This window comes from Polaromonas vacuolata (assembly GCF_012584515.1).
Taxonomy (GTDB): domain Bacteria; phylum Pseudomonadota; class Gammaproteobacteria; order Burkholderiales; family Burkholderiaceae_C; genus Polaromonas; species Polaromonas vacuolata.
In genome coordinates this window covers 1,441,695-1,462,536 of record NZ_CP051461.1, presented here as the reverse complement: position 1 = coordinate 1,462,536, position 20,842 = coordinate 1,441,695, and the positions used below count along the sequence as shown (strand labels likewise).

The 20,842-nt window shown below is 50.9% G+C and carries 14 protein-coding genes and 1 pseudogene; 5 read left to right on the top strand and 10 right to left on the bottom strand.

From position 1 onward, the window contains the following. The 4 genes from HC248_RS06645 to HC248_RS06630 all read right to left on the bottom strand — a co-directional run bounded on the left by HC248_RS06645 (position 1) and on the right by HC248_RS06630 (position 4,688). Positions 1 to 1,209, bottom strand: coding sequence for an amino acid ABC transporter permease (locus HC248_RS06645; RefSeq protein WP_168921817.1), 1,209 nt, complete (start codon positions 1,207 to 1,209; stop codon positions 1 to 3). Positions 1,210 to 1,342: 133 nt separating this feature from the next. Further along, positions 1,343 to 2,380, bottom strand: coding sequence for an amino acid ABC transporter substrate-binding protein (locus tag HC248_RS06640; RefSeq protein WP_168921816.1), 1,038 nt, complete (start codon positions 2,378 to 2,380; stop codon positions 1,343 to 1,345). 210 nt (positions 2,381 to 2,590) lie between these two features. Beyond that, a complete protein-coding gene (locus HC248_RS06635) occupies positions 2,591 to 3,712 on the bottom strand; it encodes an NAD(P)/FAD-dependent oxidoreductase (RefSeq protein WP_238342747.1) in 1,122 nt (373 codons plus the stop codon). Between the two features lie 115 nt (positions 3,713 to 3,827). After that, complete coding sequence (locus HC248_RS06630; protein WP_168921815.1) at positions 3,828 to 4,688, bottom strand: N-formylglutamate amidohydrolase; 861 nt, start codon at positions 4,686 to 4,688, stop codon at positions 3,828 to 3,830. Between the two features lie 282 nt (positions 4,689 to 4,970). Here HC248_RS06630 and HC248_RS06625 point away from each other — a divergent pair, with 282 nt between their 5' ends. Beyond that, positions 4,971 to 5,597 (top strand): outer membrane beta-barrel protein, encoded by a 627-nt coding sequence (locus HC248_RS06625; protein ID WP_238342746.1) that lies wholly within the window; start codon positions 4,971 to 4,973, stop codon positions 5,595 to 5,597. 45 nt (positions 5,598 to 5,642) lie between these two features. On the opposite strand, the gene HC248_RS06620 is transcribed toward HC248_RS06625, so the two are convergent. Then, positions 5,643 to 6,344, bottom strand: a complete 702-nt coding sequence (locus HC248_RS06620) for an SIMPL domain-containing protein (protein WP_168921814.1) — start codon at positions 6,342 to 6,344, stop codon at positions 5,643 to 5,645. 331 nt (positions 6,345 to 6,675) lie between these two features. Between HC248_RS06620 and ompR the strand changes: the two genes are divergently transcribed. Together ompR and HC248_RS06610 are read left to right on the top strand one after the other, a co-directional pair. Beyond that, on the top strand, positions 6,676 to 7,413 hold the full coding sequence (gene ompR / locus HC248_RS06615; RefSeq protein ID WP_168921813.1) for an osmolarity response regulator transcription factor OmpR: 738 nt from the start codon (positions 6,676 to 6,678) through the stop codon (positions 7,411 to 7,413). A 151-nt stretch (positions 7,414 to 7,564) separates the two neighbouring features. Next, positions 7,565 to 8,941, top strand: a complete 1,377-nt coding sequence (locus HC248_RS06610) for a sensor histidine kinase (protein WP_168921812.1) — start codon at positions 7,565 to 7,567, stop codon at positions 8,939 to 8,941. A gap of 57 nt (positions 8,942 to 8,998) precedes the next feature. Here the strand turns inward: HC248_RS06610 and ispF are convergent, their stop codons facing one another. Together ispF and ispD are read right to left on the bottom strand one after the other, a co-directional pair. After that, entirely contained in the window at positions 8,999 to 9,493 is a 495-nt protein-coding gene (gene ispF, locus HC248_RS06605) for a 2-C-methyl-D-erythritol 2,4-cyclodiphosphate synthase (RefSeq protein ID WP_168921811.1), read from the bottom strand. 18 nt (positions 9,494 to 9,511) lie between these two features. After that, positions 9,512 to 10,351, bottom strand: a complete 840-nt coding sequence (gene ispD / locus HC248_RS06600) for a 2-C-methyl-D-erythritol 4-phosphate cytidylyltransferase (protein ID WP_238342745.1) — start codon at positions 10,349 to 10,351, stop codon at positions 9,512 to 9,514. A 124-nt stretch (positions 10,352 to 10,475) separates the two neighbouring features. Between ispD and mfd the strand changes: the two genes are divergently transcribed. Further along, the gene (mfd, locus tag HC248_RS06595) at positions 10,476 to 13,961 is read left to right on the top strand and encodes a transcription-repair coupling factor (protein ID WP_168923715.1); all 3,486 of its coding nucleotides are present in this window, start codon (positions 10,476 to 10,478) and stop codon (positions 13,959 to 13,961) included. 192 nt (positions 13,962 to 14,153) lie between these two features. Here the strand turns inward: mfd and HC248_RS06590 are convergent, their stop codons facing one another. Then, complete coding sequence (locus tag HC248_RS06590) at positions 14,154 to 14,996, bottom strand: efflux RND transporter periplasmic adaptor subunit (RefSeq protein WP_168921810.1); 843 nt, start codon at positions 14,994 to 14,996, stop codon at positions 14,154 to 14,156. Positions 14,997 to 15,334: 338 nt separating this feature from the next. On the opposite strand from HC248_RS06590, the gene HC248_RS06585 reads away from it, so the two are divergent. Then, positions 15,335 to 16,609 carry a TolC family outer membrane protein gene (locus tag HC248_RS06585; protein ID WP_168921809.1) on the top strand — a complete coding sequence of 425 codons (1,275 nt, stop codon included), beginning with the start codon at positions 15,335 to 15,337 and terminating at the stop codon, positions 16,607 to 16,609. Positions 16,610 to 16,699: 90 nt separating this feature from the next. Here HC248_RS06585 and HC248_RS17935 read toward each other — a convergent pair. Beyond that, a pseudogene (locus HC248_RS17935) lies at positions 16,700 to 18,564 on the bottom strand (preprotein translocase subunit SecA). 121 nt (positions 18,565 to 18,685) lie between these two features. Then, positions 18,686 to 20,839: an HlyD family efflux transporter periplasmic adaptor subunit gene (locus HC248_RS06575; RefSeq protein WP_168921808.1), complete on the bottom strand. Its 2,154-nt coding sequence runs from the start codon at positions 20,837 to 20,839 to the stop codon at positions 18,686 to 18,688. Between the last annotated feature and the right edge of the window lie 3 nt (positions 20,840 to 20,842).

Genomic DNA, 20,842 nt, shown 5'->3' with positions numbered 1-20,842 from the left:
TTACCTTTCCTTGATAGCGGCACGCGCATTAAACCAGTTCATAAAACTAGAGGTAAGCAGCGAGAGTGTGAGGTAGATGGCCATGATGACAACAATGCATTCAACCGCACGCCCGGTCTGGTTCAACGAAGTATTGGCAATTGACACCACATCGGGGTAACCCACGGCGACTGCCAACGAAGAGTTTTTGGTCAGATTTAAGTACTGATTAGTCATAGGCGGAATGATCACGCGCAGCGCCTGCGGCAACACCACTAAGCGCATTGACAGCGACTGCGAAAGACCTAGGGAAGCACTGGCCTCATGCTGGCCGTGCGAGACAGAAGCAATACCACCGCGCACAACTTCGGCCACAAAGGCCGAGGTATAAAAAACCAGTCCAAGTAGCACCGCCAAATATTCAGGCGAAAGCGCGCCGCCACCTTCGACGCGAAAAGCACCGAGTTGCGGCATATTCCAAGCAGTTGGCGCACCGCCCACAAACCAGCCGAGCAAGCCGCCGCTAATCAGCGCAACTATCCAGATAAAAAGTAAAGGTTTGGGCTTGCCAGTTACTTCGAATTGTTTGCGCGCCCAATGTGAATAAATCCATGCGGCAATAGCGCCCAGAAAAATACCCACAGCAGCCAAGCCCTGACCGAGTCCCCAAACCGGCTGCGGAAAAGATATACCGTTTTTACTCAGGTAAAACCAGTTTCCAATATGCAAAGCCTCGGAGACCACCGGCAAGTATTCGGTAAAAATTAAATACCACATCAGTAGTTGCAACAAAACCGGAATATTGCGAAAGCATTCCACATAGCCATAGCAAAGACCACGCACCAACGCGTTGCGCGAAAACCGGCCTATGCCCAATAAAGTACCCAAGACAGTACAGAACACAATGCCGACTATTGCAACCCGCAGCGTGTTGACAAAGCCGGCCAAAAAAGCACGCCAATAGGGCTGACTGGCGTCGAATCCAATCATTTGCTCGCCAATATCAAAACCCGCGCGGCCGGTCAAAAAGTCAAAGCCGCTTTGAATGCCGCGCAGCTTCATATTGGCAAGCGTGTTGCTCACCAAAAGCCAAATCAAGAAACTGATGACCAGCACAGTGATCAACTGGTAGACCAGACCGCGCGCTTGCTTGCTACGCCAAGAAAAATGGCTGCGCTGGGGCGGTGGAGCAGTTCTTGATGGAATCAATTCTTGTGATGTGTCTGCCATTCGATGGGCCTCAAGAGGGTGGACTGAAAAAGTAAAACGGGCCATACCTGCGCACTGATACGCGGATTGGCCCGTTAGGCAGTTAGTGTAAAAGTCGTTTCAAAAGCAGCTTTAGAGCTAATTGAATACCGGCTTAACGCAGCGGGTAGGCGTACATCTGACCGCCCTTGTTCCACTGGTTATTGGCACCGCGCGGCAAGGCCAACGCAGTTTTAGGGCCAACGTTACGTTCGAAAATTTCGCCGTAATTACCCACAGCCTTGATGGATCGAACCAGCCAGTCTTTATCCAAACCAAGCAGCTTACCAATGTCTTCACCGCTACCCGTCAAGCGTGAGACCACTGGGTCTTTGCTATCTTTTTGCATAGCATCTACATTGGCTTGAGTGATTCCATACTCTTCGGCTTCAACCAGACCGTAAATCACCCACTTGGCAATAGCTGCCCATTCGTCATCACCACGCCTAACCATTGGGCCTAATGGCTCTTTGGAGATGAGATCTGGCAAGATGATGTGATCGGTTGGAACACGCGCTTCTTTGTTACGCACGGATGCTAAGCCAGATGCATCAGTTGTATAAGCCTGGCAACGGCCCGAAAAATAAGCGGCGTTAACAGCTTCTTGTTTTTCAAACACGATAGGCTTGAGTGACAAATTATTGGCGCGGCTGTAGTCCGAGAGATTTTTCTCAGTCGTCGTGCCGGATTGCACACATACCGTCGCACCTTTTAACTGCTTGGCGCTGGTGACTTTGCTTTTCGCCGGGACCATAAAACCTTGGCCGTCGTAGTAGGTCACAGCGGTAATTGACAAGCCGAGAGACGCATCGCGACTCAGTGAAAAAGTAGTATTGCGCGACAAAATGTCGATCTCACCAGACTGCAATGCGGTAAAGCGCTGCTGGGCGTTGAGTGGTACCCACTTAACTTTGTTAGCGTCTCCCAGCGTGGCGGCGGCGATTGCTTTGCAAACGTCGACATCTAATCCCGTCCATACGCCATTACTGTCAGCACCAGAAAAGCCGGCTAACCCAACATTCACGCCGCAAATCACTTGACCTCTGGCCTTAATGGCGTCTAACGTTTTGCCAGCGTGGGCGGGCATTGAGACAATTGCCAACGTTGCCAGAGCCGCACAAGCTAGGCCGGATTTTTTCAACAGTTTCAACATGGTTTCTCCATTCATAAAATACACAGAGCAAATCGCTCGCAGATGCACTAAAAACTCAGACGCAAGAAATGTACCCGTATCACTGTAACGCCGTCAGCACGAGCAGAACAGGCTAAAGAGTGATTTTTAACTAGGGGTATCCCGAGGAAAGAAAAACCAAAAAAATGTCTTCATTGTTTAAATTAAAGGCAGTTACAAATTAGCTCCTGATTATTCAAACTTTTTTCTAACATGCTCAGCCAGTGCCAAAGCACTAGTCAAACCAGGAGACTCAATACCAAATAAGTTGACCAAACCTGCCACACCATGTTCGCTAGGGCCTTGAATCAGAAAGTCACTTGCCGCATCGTCTGGCCCGTTAATTTTCGGCCGAATGCCGGCATAACCTGCCTGCAGCGCACCGTCGGGCAAGGCCGGCCAGTATTTACGCACTTCAGCATAAAACGCGTCACCGCGCGCGGCATCGACAACCAAGTCTGTGGGCGTTGCTACCCACTCCACATCCGGTCCAAACTTAGCTTGACCGCCTAAATCGATAGTTAAATGCACGCCTAATCCGGCTGACTCGGGCACCGGATAAATCAAGCGTGAAAAAGGCGAACGGCCGGCCAGCGTGAAGTAATTGCCCTTGGCATAAAAAGCGGGCGGCACAAAACGCGCATCAAGTCCCGCAAAGCGCGCTGCCAAAGTCGGCGCATAAAGCCCCGCAGCATTGATTAAGGTGTTGGTGGATAAGCGCGTGCCGTCAGCGGTTTGCACCAATAGGCGACCAGGCATGCCAAGATCAACACTGTCAACGATGGTATTGAGAACCACAGCGCCGCCAGCGTTTTCAAGATCCCCCTGCAAACTGAGCATAAAAGCGTGGCTGTCGACGATGCCCGTATTGGGTGAATGCAGCGCAGCCACGCATTCTAGCTGCGGCTCTAGCATTCTTGCCTCCTCACGCCCTAGCAGCACCATGCCCTGCACACCATTGTTGATAGCCTTGTCCAAAATGATTTGCAGCTGCGCGCTTTGCGCTTGGGTAGTCGCCACAATTAACTTGCCGCAGCGGCTATGACCCACACCGCGCTCTTGGCAATACGCATACAGCATGCGGCTGCCTTCTACGCACAGCTTGGCTTTAAGCGAGTCCTTTGGGTAATAAATGCCGGCATGAATTACTTCGCTATTACGTGAACTGGTGCCCGTGCCGATAGCATCCGCCGCTTCGAGAACAATTACCTCGCGGCCAGCTAACGCCAACGCTCTAGCGACAGCCAAACCAACCACGCCAGCGCCAATCACCACGCAATCAACGCTATCTATTGTTTCTTTTGTATTCATCATACGAATGATAGCAATGGCTAGATTTGGCCGACACTGCGCAGCAAGCGGTTAAGCCGAAAAACCGCCGACCGGAGAATCGGCATATTCGAGGATCGGCGTATTCGGGTGTTAGCAATTAAAGTTTGCGCGTGTCTATTGCTAGCAACATAGACAGCAAAGAATGCAGCGACAACTTGAGCTGAGCAAAGCCTTCGGTGAGCGCAAAGCTTTTCTCGTTCATATAAAGATTGCGATTGATTTCTAACTGAATACTGTGACGCTGCTGGGCTGGCTCGCCATAGCGTCTGACCAACTCGACACCTTTATAAGGGTGGTTGTAGGCGACTTGATAACCCAGAGCGCGCAAGTGTTTGGCAATCAGATCGGATAACGCCGGGTTGGCAGTACTGCCATCCCTGTCGCCAATCACAAAATCGGGATGAACTTCACCCGGAAAATCGGTTGCTGCACTCGCGGCCACGGATGGCATAGAGTGACAGTTGATATGAATGCTAAAACCATGTTGCTGGTGTGCAGCAGCAATCGCCTGCCCAACCGCATCATGGTAAGGCTGCCAGCAATTGCGAATCCGGAGCCTAACTTCAGCCACCGAAAGTTTGCGCGCATAAATTGGCTGACCATCATCGGTAGCACGCCAAATTAAGCCTTTGCCTAAACGAACTTTGGACATGATCACGGGATCAGTCTCAACCGGCAGCGGCCAGGGTGCGTCCAACATACTGATATCGATCTCGGTCAGATTGCGATTGGCGTCGAGATAGCTGCGCGGAAAAAGTGCCTCGACCCAGTGAGCGCCCAAGTCAGGCGCAAAGTCATAGAGCTTTTCGACGTGTGAATCCTCTGCTGTGCGCAGCAATTCGTAAGCGCAAACGAAACCGAAATCCCCAGGGTATTGCGTGCCGCTATGTGGCGAGTCAAGCACCAGCGCAGAACTGCCCGCTAGGCTGCGCACAAAAGATGAAATGGATAAATTCATGGTTTTAATTGCGCGTGTTTGAGGACTTGTTTAAGCATTGACGAGTCGTCGAAAATTGATGAATGAAGCAAAAAAGTTCCCCAAAATACGTGTAAAGAAGTCTAAATTTAATGAAATTTAGACTTCTTTACCAGATGGAAACACGATAAATCTGACGCCTACAGATGCTATCAACACCATCCTACAGATTGAGGTGTTTGCGCTACTTATAGTTAGAGATCTATCTACCCATTGTGCGGCAGCAATGCCAAAAGCACAAAAAATTCAAAGGACTTCAGTCAAGTGAAAACTCAAATTATCTCAACAAAGTCGCGCGCTGCATTTCCACGTTTAGTTCTGCTAGCCGCGGGTCTAACCTTGGCCATGGGCGCTGCACAGGCGCAGACCTCAGCAATGGCTAAAAACTCTTACTACGTGCCAGGCACTAGTTATATTGGTTTTAACGTCGGTGAGTCCAATTTCAAAGCGCCCAACGGCGGCTTTGGTCGTTTCAACTCTGAAAAGAACGACACTTCATACAGTATTTATGGCGGCGGTTACTTCAACAAGAACTTCGGCATGGAATTGGGTTACACCGACTTCGGCCGCATTGAGCGCGCCGGCGGCAACACAAAAGCTTACGGCATTGATTTGAGCCTGGTTGGCAAGCTCCCAGTCAACGACGTGTTTGCTGTCACAGGCCGTGTTGGTGCTATTTACGGCCATACCGATACGACAGCTAATGCAGCAGCTGGTATTGCGACCGGCACCGAAAGCGGTCTGGGCATCAGTTACGGCGTTGGCGCTGAATACGCAATCAACACCAACTGGTCAGCAGTTGTGCGTTACGACGAACACAAGCTAAAGTTTGCCGGCGGCAACAAAGAAACCATTGGCAATACCAGCATAGGTTTGAAGTACAAGTTTTAATAACTTAAAGGACCACGGCCATTGGCGCTAAAGATCGCAAGAGCTTTAGCGCATTTGAACCGAACCACTGGCCGTCACACTCACAGTACTTTTGCCGGCCTCTACCGGCACTGACTCTGAGGGGCTAGAAGACACCGCCATTGCAGTCATTCGTTGCGGCGAATTACTGCCTTGGTTGTTAGCGTTGACAGATATTTCACGCAAAGTGTAGGTATTAAAACCAAAGCTTTTGCTAACTTGTTCTGCCTTAGTTCTAAATCCTGCAATGGCTGCAGCTTGTGCATCAGATTCCACACGTAAGCGCTGCTCGCGACTCAATGAGAAACTAATATTGCCTATGGTTAACGTCTGAATTTTTCCGCTTGTAGCCGTAATCAATGAGAAATCTCGACCTTCTAACAGCAACTCTACCGTACCTTGCCAGCCATTAATCTTGCCTTCTTTGCTATAGCGAGGGTAGAGACTGAAGCTGCCGGTACTGACCTCCATTTGTCCGCCAACAACTGCTGACTTTGCAATTTTTAATGCACTGTTAAGCGCCTGCTTTAGCTGTGCTTGAACCACCTCAGCATCAAGCCCTTCACGGGCGGTATTCATAACAATCGTCAGCAAATCCTGTTGGACTTCTACTGTGCTGGTCGCAGAGAATTTGGCGACGTTTTGAATAACAACGTCTGAACTGGTTTGCGCATGAAGCCCATTGACGCAAGCTAGAAAAGCAAAGGATAGAAAAATATTTTTATACATAACAAGGATTTTCCTTTTATCTCAAAATAAAACTTCACTTAAACGCTAGTTGCGAATTAGATAAAACCCTGAATAAATAATCATAAATCCGAAAATTAAATCTGCAATAAACGAATAAAAAAAGCTTCGCATAGCGCTAATTAAATCTTGTGGAAAAACTCTAAAAATTCCCAAAATACGAAAAACAAGTGCGCAAGACCGCATTTGCAAGGCTAACACTCCACAGATACAAGCCCGTTAGTCTTGTAACAGTATGTCAAAGTTACAAAAATAAACGGTAATGAGCAAATTAAGACTGCAAAATAGATCTGTTACAAATTAGTAAATAAATATGAATCAAGTTTCCACTTCTTCTCGCCCCGACAAAATTCTTATCCTAGATGACGATGCTAGGATTCGCGACTTGCTTCGCCGTTATCTGGCCCAAGAAGGCTTTGAAGTTCTGGCAGCAGAAGACAGTAAAGCGCTCAACAGAATTATGTTGCGCGATGCAGTTGACCTGATCGTGTTGGACTTGATGATGCCAGGCGAAGATGGTTTGTCGATTTGCCGCCGCCTGCGCGCCGCCAACGACCGCACTCCCATCATCATGCTGACCGCCAAGGGCGAAGATGTAGACCGCATCGTAGGCTTAGAGGTAGGCGCTGACGACTATCTATCCAAACCGTTCAACCCACGTGAGTTGCTAGCTCGTATACACGCCGTTCTACGGCGTCGGCCTACGGTTGAAGTGCCTGGTGCGCCATCCATTGACCAAGAAATCATTACTTTTGGTCCCTTCTCGTTCGATATGGGCCTGCGGACATTGCACAAAAATGGCGATGAATTGCCTTTGACGACTGGCGAATTCGCCATGCTTAAAACTTTGGTACGCCATCCACGCCAACCTTTGTCGCGTGAAAAGCTGGCTCAACTTGCGCGTGGTCGCGAGTTCGAACCTTTTGACAGAAGTCTTGACGTGCAGGTATCACGTCTGCGCAAACTAATCGAAGTCGATGCCGCAGTTCCACGCTACATACAAACTGTCTGGGGCGTCGGTTATGTATTCGTGCCGGACGGCACAAACTAAAGGCGAACACATGCAAGAGACTCACCGCTGGTGAGTTATGTAGCTACTCGCAGATTTTATTAAGAATAGTACTTTGCAACTATGCAACATGATGTACATCGTTAAATCTTCATGTTAATCCCTGAGTTCATACGGTAGGTATTATTCATTTATGGAGCACTCCAAACACTTCACCGAAGAAGCATTACCAACGGCAATAGAGTCACATACTGGTCACGGCATAAGCCTGTTCTGGCGAACTTTTTTCTTTCTCGCATTGCTTTTGCTGGGCTCAAGCATTGCTTGGCTGCAAACCTTTCGCTCGCTTGAATCTGAACCGCGCGCCTTACAAAGCGCGCAGCAACTCACCTCATTGGTTAACTTGAGCCGCGCTGCATTACGCTATTCAGACTCGATAGCACGCTTGGCACTTATCAAAACATTGGCAGATGAAGAGCAAGTCAACATCAGCGCGCGCGAAGCCAAAGACAGTTATGTGCTGTTCTCTAAAAATGAATTAGGCGAGCGCATCAGCGAAGCGCTTATCACCCGACTGGGTAGCAACACCATAGTGGCGAAATCAGTCAATGGCGAAACTGGCTTCTGGGTCGGGTTTGACATTGATGGCGACAAATACTGGCTGCTCACCGATCAATCCCGCGTCGGACCTTCACACAGCTCGACTTGGATCATCTGGTTAATTACAGCAGCGGCTTTATCACTCACAGGTGCAGCATTCATTGCACGCTTAATTAACAAACCGCTCAAAGAGTTGTCGTTTGCGGCCAGCCGTATGCGAGACGGCGACTTCGATGCCAGCCGTCTTGACGAGCACGTTGCCACTAGCGAAATACGTGAAGTCAATATCGGCTTTAACCGCATGGCAGAACAGCTATCCAAGGTTGAGCAAGACAGAGTCATCATGCTCGCCGGCATTTCACACGATTTACGAACCCCTTTGGCGCGGCTGCGATTAGAAACTGAAATGAGCGTAAGCGACGAAGAGGCGCGCGCCCACATGGCTGCCGACATCACCCAGTTAGATGCCATCATTGACAAGTTTTTAGACTACGCAAGACTAGACCCAGTACAACTTTCCCCTATCTCGTTAAATGCGGTCATAGAAGCGGCGGTCTATGGCGTTAAGGAATACGACGACCTGCGCATCAGTGTAAAAATTACCCAGGATATTGATGTACTGGCCGATGAAATCGAGCTGCTACGAGTGATTTCAAACTTGGTCGAGAATGCGCGCCGTTATGGAAAAACACCAGAAACAGGCGTTGCCATGGTTGAGATAGTCGCCACAGCGCGAGACAAATGGGTTCAGATTAAGCTGCGTGACCACGGCATGGGGGTTTCTAGCGAGACCCTACCCAAGCTCACTCGGCCGTTTTTTCGCGGCGATGCAGCACGCACGTCGGCCACTGGCGCTGGTCTGGGTTTAGCCATTGTCGAGAGAACTATTCAGCGCATGGGCGGAATGTTTGTATTAGCAAACACTGCGACCGGCGGGCTGGTGGCGCACATCAAGCTACCCCGGGGTTAAGCGGGTATAGAAGTCAGCAAAGTAGCTTGGTGCTTAACCAATGAGTAAAAGCCAAGCTCAAACAGCCGTCGCATAGAAAACCAGTGCCACTGCCCGCGCCTCCATACTCAAGCCCTGCCCTACAGGCCCGAGTTTTTCGGCTGTCTTGGCCTTCACATTAACCCGCCCAATCGCCAAACCCAAGGCCGCTGCAATGCCTTGCTGCATAGCCGGAATATGCGTTGCTAGTTTGGGCGCCTGAGCGATTACGGTGCTGTCTATATTGCCAATCTGAAAGCCTGCAGCGGCCAATCGGCGTCCCGCTTCTTTGAGCAGCAGCATAGAGTCAGCGCCCTTAAAATTTATATCGGTGTCTGGAAACATGCGTCCAATATCGCCCATGCCAGTGGCACCCAGTAGTGCATCAATCACAGCATGAACCAAAACATCAGCGTCTGAATGGCCCAGCAATCCGGTGCTGTGCGGCACTTCAACACCGCCCAATATTAGCTTGCGCCCCGGCACCAGAGCGTGCGTGTCCCAGCCCTCACCAATCCGAAAATCTACGCTCATAAAACTACCTTTTAAAAATTAAATCCGACTCGAGAGAACCGCCTCAGCCAGCGCAAAATCCGCTGGATAAGTGACCTTGAAATTTTGCGCGCTGCCCGCTACTAGTAAAGGAGACAAGCCAACAAACTCCATCGCACTGGACTCGTCCGTCACCAAAGTTCCGGCACTTAGCATGGCCTGAATCAAGGGGCCAAGACGAAACATTTGCGGGGTTTGCGCCAACCATTTGCCATCTCGGTTTAAGGTCGTTGCAATTCGGCCGTTGATTGCAGTTTTCAGCGTATCGGCCAAAGGCAGCGCCAACAGGCCACCGACTGCATCATTGCGGCAAGCGGCGATCAACGCCAAAATTTGCGCCGGCTCAATCAAACAGCGGGCCGCATCATGGACTAACACCCAGTCATCCTGACTCGCACCAGACAGCTCAAGTTCACGCAAACCAGCCAGCACGGAATCGGCACGAGTCGCACCGCCAACACAAAAGCGCCGCTCGTTGGACTGGCCGAAATCGGGACAGGCAATCTCAAAGCCTGTGTCATCTGGCGCCACCACCACCGCAACAGCACTCAGCGCAGCACCGAGCTGGCGAAACGCCTGCAGCGTATGCCAAACCATGGCTTTGCCCAACAAGTGTTGATATTGTTTCGGGCCGTCTCTGCCGGCGCGACTGCCGTGACCCGCGCAGGGTATCAATACAAAAAACTGCGCGGACTCAGGCGCTGCTTGCGCCGACTGCAATGACGACAATGAGGGCGTCAGTGGCGGCTCAGCCAGCTCGGTTGCATGGCGATTGGCCTTGGGCTGAAGGGATTTTGGTGCGTCTAGCGTCATGCCAGCATCATAGATTCTAAAATACATACTATTGACGCCAACCATCCCCCCACCGCCTCAGGCTTGGGGGTGTTTTGCATGGGACTCAAGGCTTTTTAACGCAATGCGCAACAAACACTTAGTCACTAAGACATCGGGACAACAAGACCACATGGAGATTCCAAAACTCACCCCCGGCAAACGCTACACCCTGCCACAGCCTGTGGGTTCAGCCGATACCTTGCTAATTGCCAAACTTGGCCTGCGCGAGAAAGCCGCCGGAAGGCCAACAGCAGTCATCACCTCAGACGCCGCAACCGCCCAGCGCCTGCTAGCTGAGATCGCTTTTTTCGCACCCGATCTGCGCTGCGCGTTGTTCCCTGATTGGGAGACCCTGCCCTACGACAGTTTCTCGCCGCACCAAGACCTGATTAGCGAGCGCCTAGCGACGCTCTGGCGCATCTCGCAGCGCGACCGCGAACTCGGCGCCGACTTGATTATTGTCCCCGCCACCACCGCGCTTTACCGGCTTGCACCGCCCAGCTTTTTGGCCGGCTATACGTTTGAATTTAAGGTCAAACAAAAGTTAGATGAAGCCCGTCTTAAAGCCCAGCTAACGCTGGCGGGATACAGCCACGTGACCCAAGTTGTGAGTCCGGGCGAGTATGCGGTGCGCGGCGGCTTAATAGACTTATTTCCCATGGGCTCGTTGGTGCCGTTTCGCGTTGACCTGTTTGACGATGAAATCGACTCGATACGAACCTTCGACCCAGACAGCCAGCGCAGCCTTTACCCAGTGCCAGAAATTCGTTTGTTACCGGGCCGAGAGTTCCCCATGGACAACGATGCCCGCACCCGTTTTCGCAGCCGCTGGCGCGAGTTGCTTGAAGGAGATCCGACCAAAAGTCGTATCTACAAAGATATTGGCAATGGCGTAGCGACAGCCGGTATCGAGTATTACTTGCCACTGTTTTTCGATGACACGGCCACAGTTTTTGACTACCTCGGCAGCGACGCAACCGTCGTATTACACGGCGACTTAGAACCGGCTTTTCAACGCTTTTGGCAAGATACCAAAGACCGTTACCGCTTAGTCAAAGATGCGCCTGACCGCCCAGCCCTGCCGCCCGAATCCTTATTCCTTAGCGCCGAGCAGTTTTACGCGCGCGCCAATGCATATGCGCAACTAGCCCTCAAGTCCGGCATTGAAGACGTAGCCGATAACGCACAGTTTCAAAAACTCGGCGAAATGGCCGTGGTGCGCGGCGCAGAAGACCCTCTGGCAAAACTCAAAAGCCATATTCGCAACACACCGCAGCGTGTGCTGCTGCTGGCCGAAAGCGATGGCCGGCGCGAAAGTCTGCTGGACTTTTTACGCGCCAGCGGCGTTAGTCCACCCGCTTTTGACTCACTGATTGATTTTCAAACCAGCAGCGAAAAGCTAGGCATTGCCACTTCCGCCATGGGTCAAGGCTTTAGCTGGCTTGAAGGCGACATCGATTTCGTCACTGAAACCGAATTATTTGCCGCCGGCATCAGCGTGCGCAGACGCAATAAAAAGCAAGAGCAAGTCAGCGATGTAGAGGCCTTGATCAAGGACTTGTCCGAACTCAATTTGGGCGATCCAGTCGTGCACAGCGCCCACGGCATTGGCCGCTATGTAGGCCTGATCAATCTTGATTTAGGTATGGGAAAAAATCCCGATGGCTCGCCCGTGATGCAAGAGTTTTTGCACTTGGAATACGCTGACGCCGCCACCCTTTATGTGCCGGTCAGCCAACTCCACCACATCAGCCGCTACACCGGCGTCAGCGCTGAAGAAGCACCATTGCACCGCTTAGGCAGCGGCCAGTGGGAAAAAGCCAAACGCAAAGCCGCAGAACAAGTGCGCGACTCAGCTGCTGAATTACTGAATATTTATGCGCGCCGCGCGGCCCGCCAAGGCCATGCATTTCGCTACTCACCGGGCGACTATGAAACCTTTGCCAACGACTTTGGCTTTGATGAAACAGCCGACCAAAGCGCCGCCATTCATGCAGTGATTCAAGACATGATTAGCCCGCGCCCAATGGACAGACTGGTCTGCGGCGATGTGGGTTTTGGTAAAACTGAAGTTGCCTTACGGGCCGCGTTTATCGCCATCACAGGCGGCAAACAAGTCGCTCTTTTAGCACCCACCACATTACTCGCCGAGCAGCATTACCAAACCTTGGTAGACCGGTTTGCCAAGTGGCCGGTAAAAGTCGCTGAGTTAAGCCGTTTTCGATCAGCCAAAGAAATCACTGCGGCGATTAAAGGCATTGCGGACGGCACCATAGACATAGTCGTGGGCACGCACAAACTGCTCAGCAAAGATGTGAAGTTTGAACGCCTAGGCTTGCTCATCATCGACGAAGAACACCGCTTTGGCGTGCGCCACAAAGAGGCCATGAAATCCATGCGCGCCGAAGTCGATGTGCTCACGCTAACTGCCACACCGATTCCGCGCACCTTGGGCATGGCCTTAGAAGGACTCAGAGACTTAAGCATAATCGCCACCGCACCACAGCGGCGCTTGGCCATCAAAACCTTTGTGCGCAGCGAAAGCCGCGGCGTGATTCGCGAAGCCGTGCTGCGCGAACTCAAACGCGGTGGGCAAGTTTACTTTTTGCACAACGAAGTCGAGACAATTCAAAACCGCCGCGAAATGCTTGAAGTGTTGCTACCCGAAGCCCGCATCGCAGTAGCCCACGGCCAAATGCCAGAACGCGAACTCGAACGTGTGATGAAAGACTTCGTCGCCCAACGCTACAACCTGCTGTTGTGCTCAACGATTATCGAAACCGGTATCGACGTGCCTACCGCCAACACCATCGTCATGAGCCGCGCCGATAAATTCGGCCTAGCCCAGCTACACCAATTGCGCGGCCGAGTTGGTCGCAGCCATCACCAAGCCTATGCTTATTTGATGGTGCCCGATATAGAGAGCTTGACCAAGCGGGCTAGCCAGCGGTTAGACGCCATTCAGCAAATGGAAGAGTTGGGATCAGGCTTTTACTTAGCCATGCACGATTTAGAAATTCGCGGCACTGGCGAAGTGCTTGGCGAGAACCAATCCGGCAACATGATGGAGATTGGCTTTCAGCTTTATAACGAGATGCTAAACGAAGCCGTGGCATCACTCAAAGCCGGACGCGAGCCAGACCTGCTATCGCCATTCAATGTCACAACCGAGATCAATCTTCACGCACCAGCCTTGCTGCCAAGCGACTATTGCGGCGATGTGCAACTGCGTTTGAGCTTTTACAAAAAGCTGGCAACGGCCAAAACCACGGCGCAAATCGATTCACTGTTAGAAGAAATCGTCGACCGCTTTGGAAAACTTCCTGCACAAGCCCAAACCTTAATAGACGTACATAGGCTGCGCGTGATTGCGCGAAACTACGGCGTGCTCAAAGTCGATGCAGCACCGGGCGTGATCAACATCACGTTTAAGAAAGAGCCGCCAATTGAGCCGCTAGCCATCATGCATTTGATACAAAAAAACCGCCACATCAAACTCGCTGGCAATGACAAACTGCGCATTGAACGCGAACTGCCAGAAGCCAAAGACAGAGCGCAAATGGTCAGAGATGTGCTGCGCAGTTTGGGTAAACCGGTGGAGATCGCAGCGGTTTAATTGAGCCTTAATCAATGTTAATCGCTGGCATTTAACACGGTGCGGCCAGTGCCCAACATGTGGGCACTGTCACGGTTCTCCTACGCAGCACTTTAGGCCATTGGTAGTTTTAAAAGTGGCGCTAACGAATCAGTATTTAGCGTGAAAATAGTCTAGCGAAAAATATAAATCGACTTCGGACATCAAGAAAATCTATTTTCTTGGTAAATCCACCGTACTTAAAAACTGCGCACGACATTTCACGCCAACAGAAATGTCTAATTTTGGATTCGGAATTTCCAAATACACGCTGAATGTAGCGCTAGCTGCATCGACAAGACGGTCAACCACTTTAACGCGACCCGCGTAATGGCCACCAATTGGCAGCTCAGGACTCACCTCAACTTGCGTGCTGGAGTTGATGTTTCCAAATATCCGCATAGGCAAAATCACACGCACACGCAGAGGATCGAGTTTGGCAAGCCGGAGAATTACTTTCTTTTGCCCACTCGGCTCCACGATTTCACCCGGATACAACAGTTGTTCGACCACGACACCATTAAATGGACTGACTAAGGTACGCAGCTTAAGCAAGCTACTTTGCTGCTGCCATTCTAATTTTGCCAACTGCTTATTTTCACGCGCTAAATTTAACTCGGCTTGTGCCAAATTAAGCTCTGATTGCGCCTCATCTTTTTCTTGTTCTGACATGAAATTATTGGCATGCATATCGCTCTTTCGAATAAATTTTTTATTTGAAAATTCAATCTTGGTTTGCGCAGCTTCTACGGGAGCAAGCATTTCTGATTTATAAAGCGCGAGCGCAGTAGCGGCAACTTCTGCGTGCGAGTCTAGACTGGCGACTACTTGACCCTTTATTACAGAATCACCGCGTTTAACTAAAACCTTGTCAAGTAAACCCACGACAGGACTGCTGACGTCAACAGTTTGACTGGGTTCGATAAGGCAATCAAAAATATTTTCTGCATAAGCAAAGCTTGAACATTGCAAATAAAAAAAAAGGCTAAAAAATCTTTGTGCGTATTTAATTGACATGGTGTGAAGTTGGATGAAATGGCATCAAATAACGAGATGTATTAAAAATATTTTTCTAAGATAAGTAAATTACTTTCGAAAAATATAAAAGTCAATCCGCCTTTTTTCTTGGTGCGTTTATCCCAAATTAAAAGCCGTAGATATACTCAAAATTTTCGACCTAAATTGATCATCGCGAATGCAGCCTTCCTTGACAGAACTGCACTTATCTTTTTTATTTATTTATGAATTCGCCTAAAAATCTAACGGCAAGAACTCAAAAATTGCCTTTTTTTAATCGCGTAGTACGCAGCGTTATCTGTTTTATCGCGATAACAATAACACTGCCAGCACACTCATTGACGCTACAAGAAAGTGTGCGTTTAGCCCGTCAAACTGATCCGCAATTTCTGTCTGCACAGGCCATATACGTTGCATCGTTAGAAAGATCTAAGCAAGTATTTGGCGCTTTGTTACCGCAGCTATCCGCGTCCATCAACAAGGGCGCCAACCAACGCAACTATGAAACTAAAAAAGCCACGTCAGATTCTGCCGACGACAGCTATAGCAGCAACAGCCGGCAATTAAATTTAACCCAGCATGTCTGGCACAGTGCTAGTCGTGTGGCGGTTAATCAAGCCAACGCAGCAGCCGCGCAAGCAGCTTTTCAATTAGCTTTGGCTGAGCAGGATTTACGCCTTCGCCTGGCTATTGCGTGGTTTGACGTTATGCATGCGCAAGACGTGAATGCATTTAGTTTGCAGCAAACAAATGCCAATAAAAATCAGTGGGAGCAAGCCCGCCGAGCTGCGGGCAATGGTCTTGTGTCAATTCCTGTTTTGGAAGAAGCCCGCACAAAATACGACCAAGCTGTGGCCGATCAGAGCAGCGCAGAAAATGAGCTGCGCAGCAAACTTGCGGCTTTAGAACAAATCACAGGATGGCTCCCATCCAGCCCGCCTATGGCTTTTAGCACAGACTACCCAGCACCCGACCCACGCAGCCAAAGCTTGGAACAATGGCTTGAAAAAGCCGACTTAAACCACCCCGCAATACTCGCCGCCAGCAACGGTTTAGAGGCGGCAAATGAAGAAGTTAACAAACAATCAGCCGGCCACGAACCGACCTTGGAAGCGACTGCCAGTTACGCCCGCAATGCACAAAATGTCGGTTCATTTCCGGGTCAAAACGGCTATTTAATTCGTCAATGGACTATTGGACTGCAACTGACAATTCCGCTTTATTCCGGCGGCACTCAAAAAGCAAAAGTCGGGGAAGCTGAGGCTTTACGCGACAAAGCCATGCACGATGTTGAAGCCGCCAGACGCAATACTAAGTTAAGCCTTAAACAAGCTTGGTTTGCATGGCACGCCGGTTTCGCGCGACAAACCGCTGCATTGCAGTCGCATAAATTTACAACACTGGCGCTGCAAGCGGCACGCAAGGGCAAGACGTCGGGTGTAAAGACCGAGCTTGATGTATTGCAGGCCCAACAACAATTGTCCAATGCACTGAAAGATTTGCAAAAATCTCGTTACGACATGATCACGAATTATTTAAAACTTAAATCTACGCAAGGGGAACTCACAGACACTGATTTGACGGCGTTGGAGCCTTGGTTTATTCCAAATTAATTCCAAATTAATTCAAAATTAATTCGGAAAAATGCGAGAAAAATTGACGCCTTAATTGCAAACACGATTACTGCTATAAAAAAACGCGCATCACTTTTTATGGCTACCAATAAATCCCAAAGAGGTTTGCCACTGACGATCGCGCTTGATGGTAGCGAGTCGAATCTGCCGATTGCGTCTCTCGGCTTTAAATTGCGCCAGCGTCACCAAAAGCCTGAAAACGGCGCGGCCCAAAGGCCTAGAGTCAACACACCACTGGGCCAGCAAACGACTCAAAACTGGTGCGTGCAACCGGAACAACTCATCTTGCAAACACACGATGGCTTTTGTCGTACCCGGGTCGCCTTGGCGTGCGGCCCGACCAAACAGCTGACGGTCGACGCGCGCGCTTTCGTGAAACTCTGTCAATATCACATGCAGGCCGCCATTGGCTTTGACTTTTTCCGACAGTTTGATGTCTGTGCCGCGTCCGGCCATATTGGTTGCAACCGTTATCTGCCCCGGCTGCCCGGCCATTTCAACTGCCTCTGATTCGGCTTTATCTTGCTTTGCATTGAGCACGGTGTGCGGCACGCTAAATGCCTGCAAAAGCCGCCCTAGCGTTTCCGAGGCCTCTACCGAGCGCGTACCAACCAATACAGATCGACCTTGCGCAGCCAGCTCAGTCGCCTGCAAGGCGATCGCCTGCCAGCGCTCTTGTGTGCTGGCAAACACTTGATCGGCCAGTCGCAAGCGCTGGTTCGGTTTGTGGGTGGGAATACGAACTGCGGACAGGTCGTACACGCGTTTTATTTCCGGCTCCACCTCTTTGGCCGTTCCGGTCATTCCGGCTAAAAGCAGATAACGAGAGAAAAACCGTTGATAGGTAATTTGCTGCAAGGTTTTGCGCTGGCCGGTAATTTCACAACCTTCTTTTGCCTCAATCATCTGATGCAGTCCACGCTCCCATGTACGGTCTTGCATCACACGGCCGGTGAATTCATCGACTATCTGAACCTTGTTTTCAAGCACTATGTAGTGCTCATTGAGATGAAATAGATGCAGTGCCATCAGCGCTTTTTGTAGCAATTCTTTTTGCCACAGCAAGGAGCTCCAAACACTGGCCAAGCTAGAGGCCGCAGCGCTAATTCGCGCAAGGCCAGCTGGCGACAGCCAAATATCCCGGTGCTGGCTGATCACATAGTCTTCAATTGCGACCAGGCTTTGGGCGATCACAATGCCTTGCGCATAAACCTGCTCATCTAAATCATCCGCCAAGGTTTCAGAGATGATTAACGGTGTTCTGGCCTCGTCAATTAAAACGCTGTCCGCCTCATCCACAATCGCCACATGTAAGCCGCGTAAAAGCGTGACGACTTGCGCACCGGGACGGTAGAGCTGGCGCAATTTTTGATGTGTTTGCAGCGTAGCGCCCAGCGCAATTCGGTCTTTTAGGTAATCAAAAGTCAGCTCTTTATTCGACACATAAACAATGTCGCAAGCGTATTGCGAGCGCCGCTCTTCGAGCGACATATCTTGTTTAACCACCCCAAGAGTGAAGGAAAAATATTTGAAAAGTAGGGTATTTTTTCAGCGTCACGCTGGGCGAGATAATCATTCACCGTCACCACATGCACTGCCGCGCCGCATGCAGCAGCCGTGCACACCGCGAGCGTGGCGGCCAAGGTTTTACCCTCACCTGTCGCCATCTCTGCAATCTTGCCTTGCAGCAGTACGTAGGCCGCTAGCAACTGCACATCATGGTGGCGCATTCCCAGCACGCGGCGCGAAGCTTCCCGCACAATTGCAAAGGCTTGCGCTAGCAAGGCATCACAAAAGCCTTGTTGTTGCATTTGCTTGGCCACCGCTTTCAAACCTTGTCGCAAGGTCAAATCATCGCTGCTGCGTAAATTAGCTTCGAGCGAGTTGCTGTGCTTTAAAAATGCTTTGCTGCGTTTATTACCGCGCCCAGTCACGGATAAACACGCAGCCCAAGCGCGCAGCCATTCTTCCAGCGGTGCGGGCGCTGTCACAGCGCGCTCATGGTAGGCGCCATCACTCACCTCAAGACGGCGATTGGCAATCAGCGCTCGTATGTCAGACACCAAAACGACTCAAGAACAATTGCCGCAAGCGGCGTAAACCCTGAATCGCAGGCGGCTCAAAACCATGTTCAAAACGCACGTGCACGCGTTCACCAAAAGCGGGTGGCAATGTGTCGGGTGGCAATTTCAAATCAATTAAAAATACGCGGCCTATGGTCTTGATGCCATTCGGATCATTCGGCGAAGTGGGAATCAAGCCACCACCGGACAAACCAAGCGCGGGGCTAGGTAACTCATCGACACTGCCCGAGACCTCGCGCACAAGTGTGGCCTCGTGGATTTGTTCAACCCGTCGGGCCAAGCGCAAATGCGCTGAGCGCCAATGGTTGCGCACCAAATCAATATCGTCTTGCTGCACCACCACACGCACCATCAACTCTTTGGTATCCAACACATAGCCGAGCAAATCGCCTTTTTTGTAATACTGGCCTGGCATGTCCTGCGCTTTGCTGGCCACCAGCGTGCCAGCGACTTGTGCGCGGCCTAGCATTTTGCTGGCGCGATCTTCTATTCGCAGCAAAACTTTACGCTCCTGTTCAAGCTGCGAAAAGCTCAGTGCCGCCTTGGCAGTATTGGTGAACTGTTCGGCGCGGTATTTAGCTTGCAGCTCGGCAAGCTTGGCACGACTGACTTCCAACTCGCTCGCAAGTAACGCGTCCTCTAGCAAATACAGTGCCGTGCCGCGCTTGACCTCGGCCCCCGGTGTTTGCATCCAAGGCAAGAAAAAGCCACTGCCCTGGGCATGCAAAATCGATTCGTCCGGCAGCCACACCACGCCCTGTGCACGGGTGTGCAAAGGCATGGGAAACGTAAAGCCAAACAACAGCAAAGCCAGCATTAACAGCAGCGAGACTTTCACCGCCTGGGCGCGCCGGCGTTGCAGCAAAGGACTGGTCGCCACATGTTGGTAAGCCTTCCACAAAGGCATACCAACCAGCGTAAAAGCGCCCCATAAAGCCAGCACAATGCCAATGATGAAAAATTCGCCCGCGATAAACAAAGTAATCGATAGCGTGACAAAGGTCCGGTAGCACCAAGCCAATGGCGTGTAGAGCAGCAACAAACGCCGCTCGGCGGCGGATTCGGTCGGTGGCGCAGTCTCTGAATCATGCACGCCAAACAGGTATTTATCCCACAGATAAGTCAGGTACTTAGGCCCACGCTGGGCCAAGTTTGGCAGCTCGACTAAGTCGGTGAGAATGTAATAAGCGTCGTAGCGCAGCAGCGGATTGCCGTTCACCACCAAAGTCGACACTCCGGCAATCAACATCACATTAAAAGCAATTGCGCGCACCACGCCAGGCTCAGTTAGCAACCAGACATACATGGCTAAAGAGGCGACAAACAGCTCTACCAACATACCGGCGGCGGCCACTACTGCGCGTTGATATTTAGAAGAAAAAGAGGACGACGACGACGCGTCGACATAGGGAACCGGCGCGAAGACGAGAAACATCAAACCCATTTCATGCACCGCACCGCCCCAATGCTTGGTCGCAAAAGCGTGGCCCAATTCATGCAAAGTTTTGACCACTGGATAGACCAAGGCAATCACCAACAAGTTGCTTGCCGACAGGACGCGGTCAGAAAGGTTGAGCGTCAACTCGCCCCAGTTTTGGCCGGCGCAAACCAGCGCCGGCAACACCACGGCCAACCACAGCAGCAAGCCAGACCAGCCAAAGCACCAAGCCAGTTGCGGCATACAGCGGTTGAGAAAGCCGTCTGGGTCTAGCAAAGGCAGTTTCAAACTCATGGGATTAAAAAGCCATTGCTTGAACTTTTGCTGGCGCTGACGCTTAAAGCGCTCAAACAAAGCTGCCGAGTCTGGCGTGGAATCGGCTTGCAGCAAGTTCGCCGCATGCAGTTGCACCAGCAATTCGACGATTTCATTTTGGGTGCACAGATCAGCACTGGCGGATTGGTTTGCCTGCTCCCACAAAGTTTGTAGCGTTTGCGTCCCATCCATTTTCATCACCAACGCGTGGGCGCCTGGTGACAAACGGTGAAAGCGCCCGCCTGACAAATCCTGCACCACAAACCACACTTGCTGGCGGTAAACATGGCGATTAATCCGTGCTTGCGGGATTAATCGTGGCTTTAAATCGGCAACGCTAAACCAAGATTGGCTAAAAATGCTGCGCTGCATAAA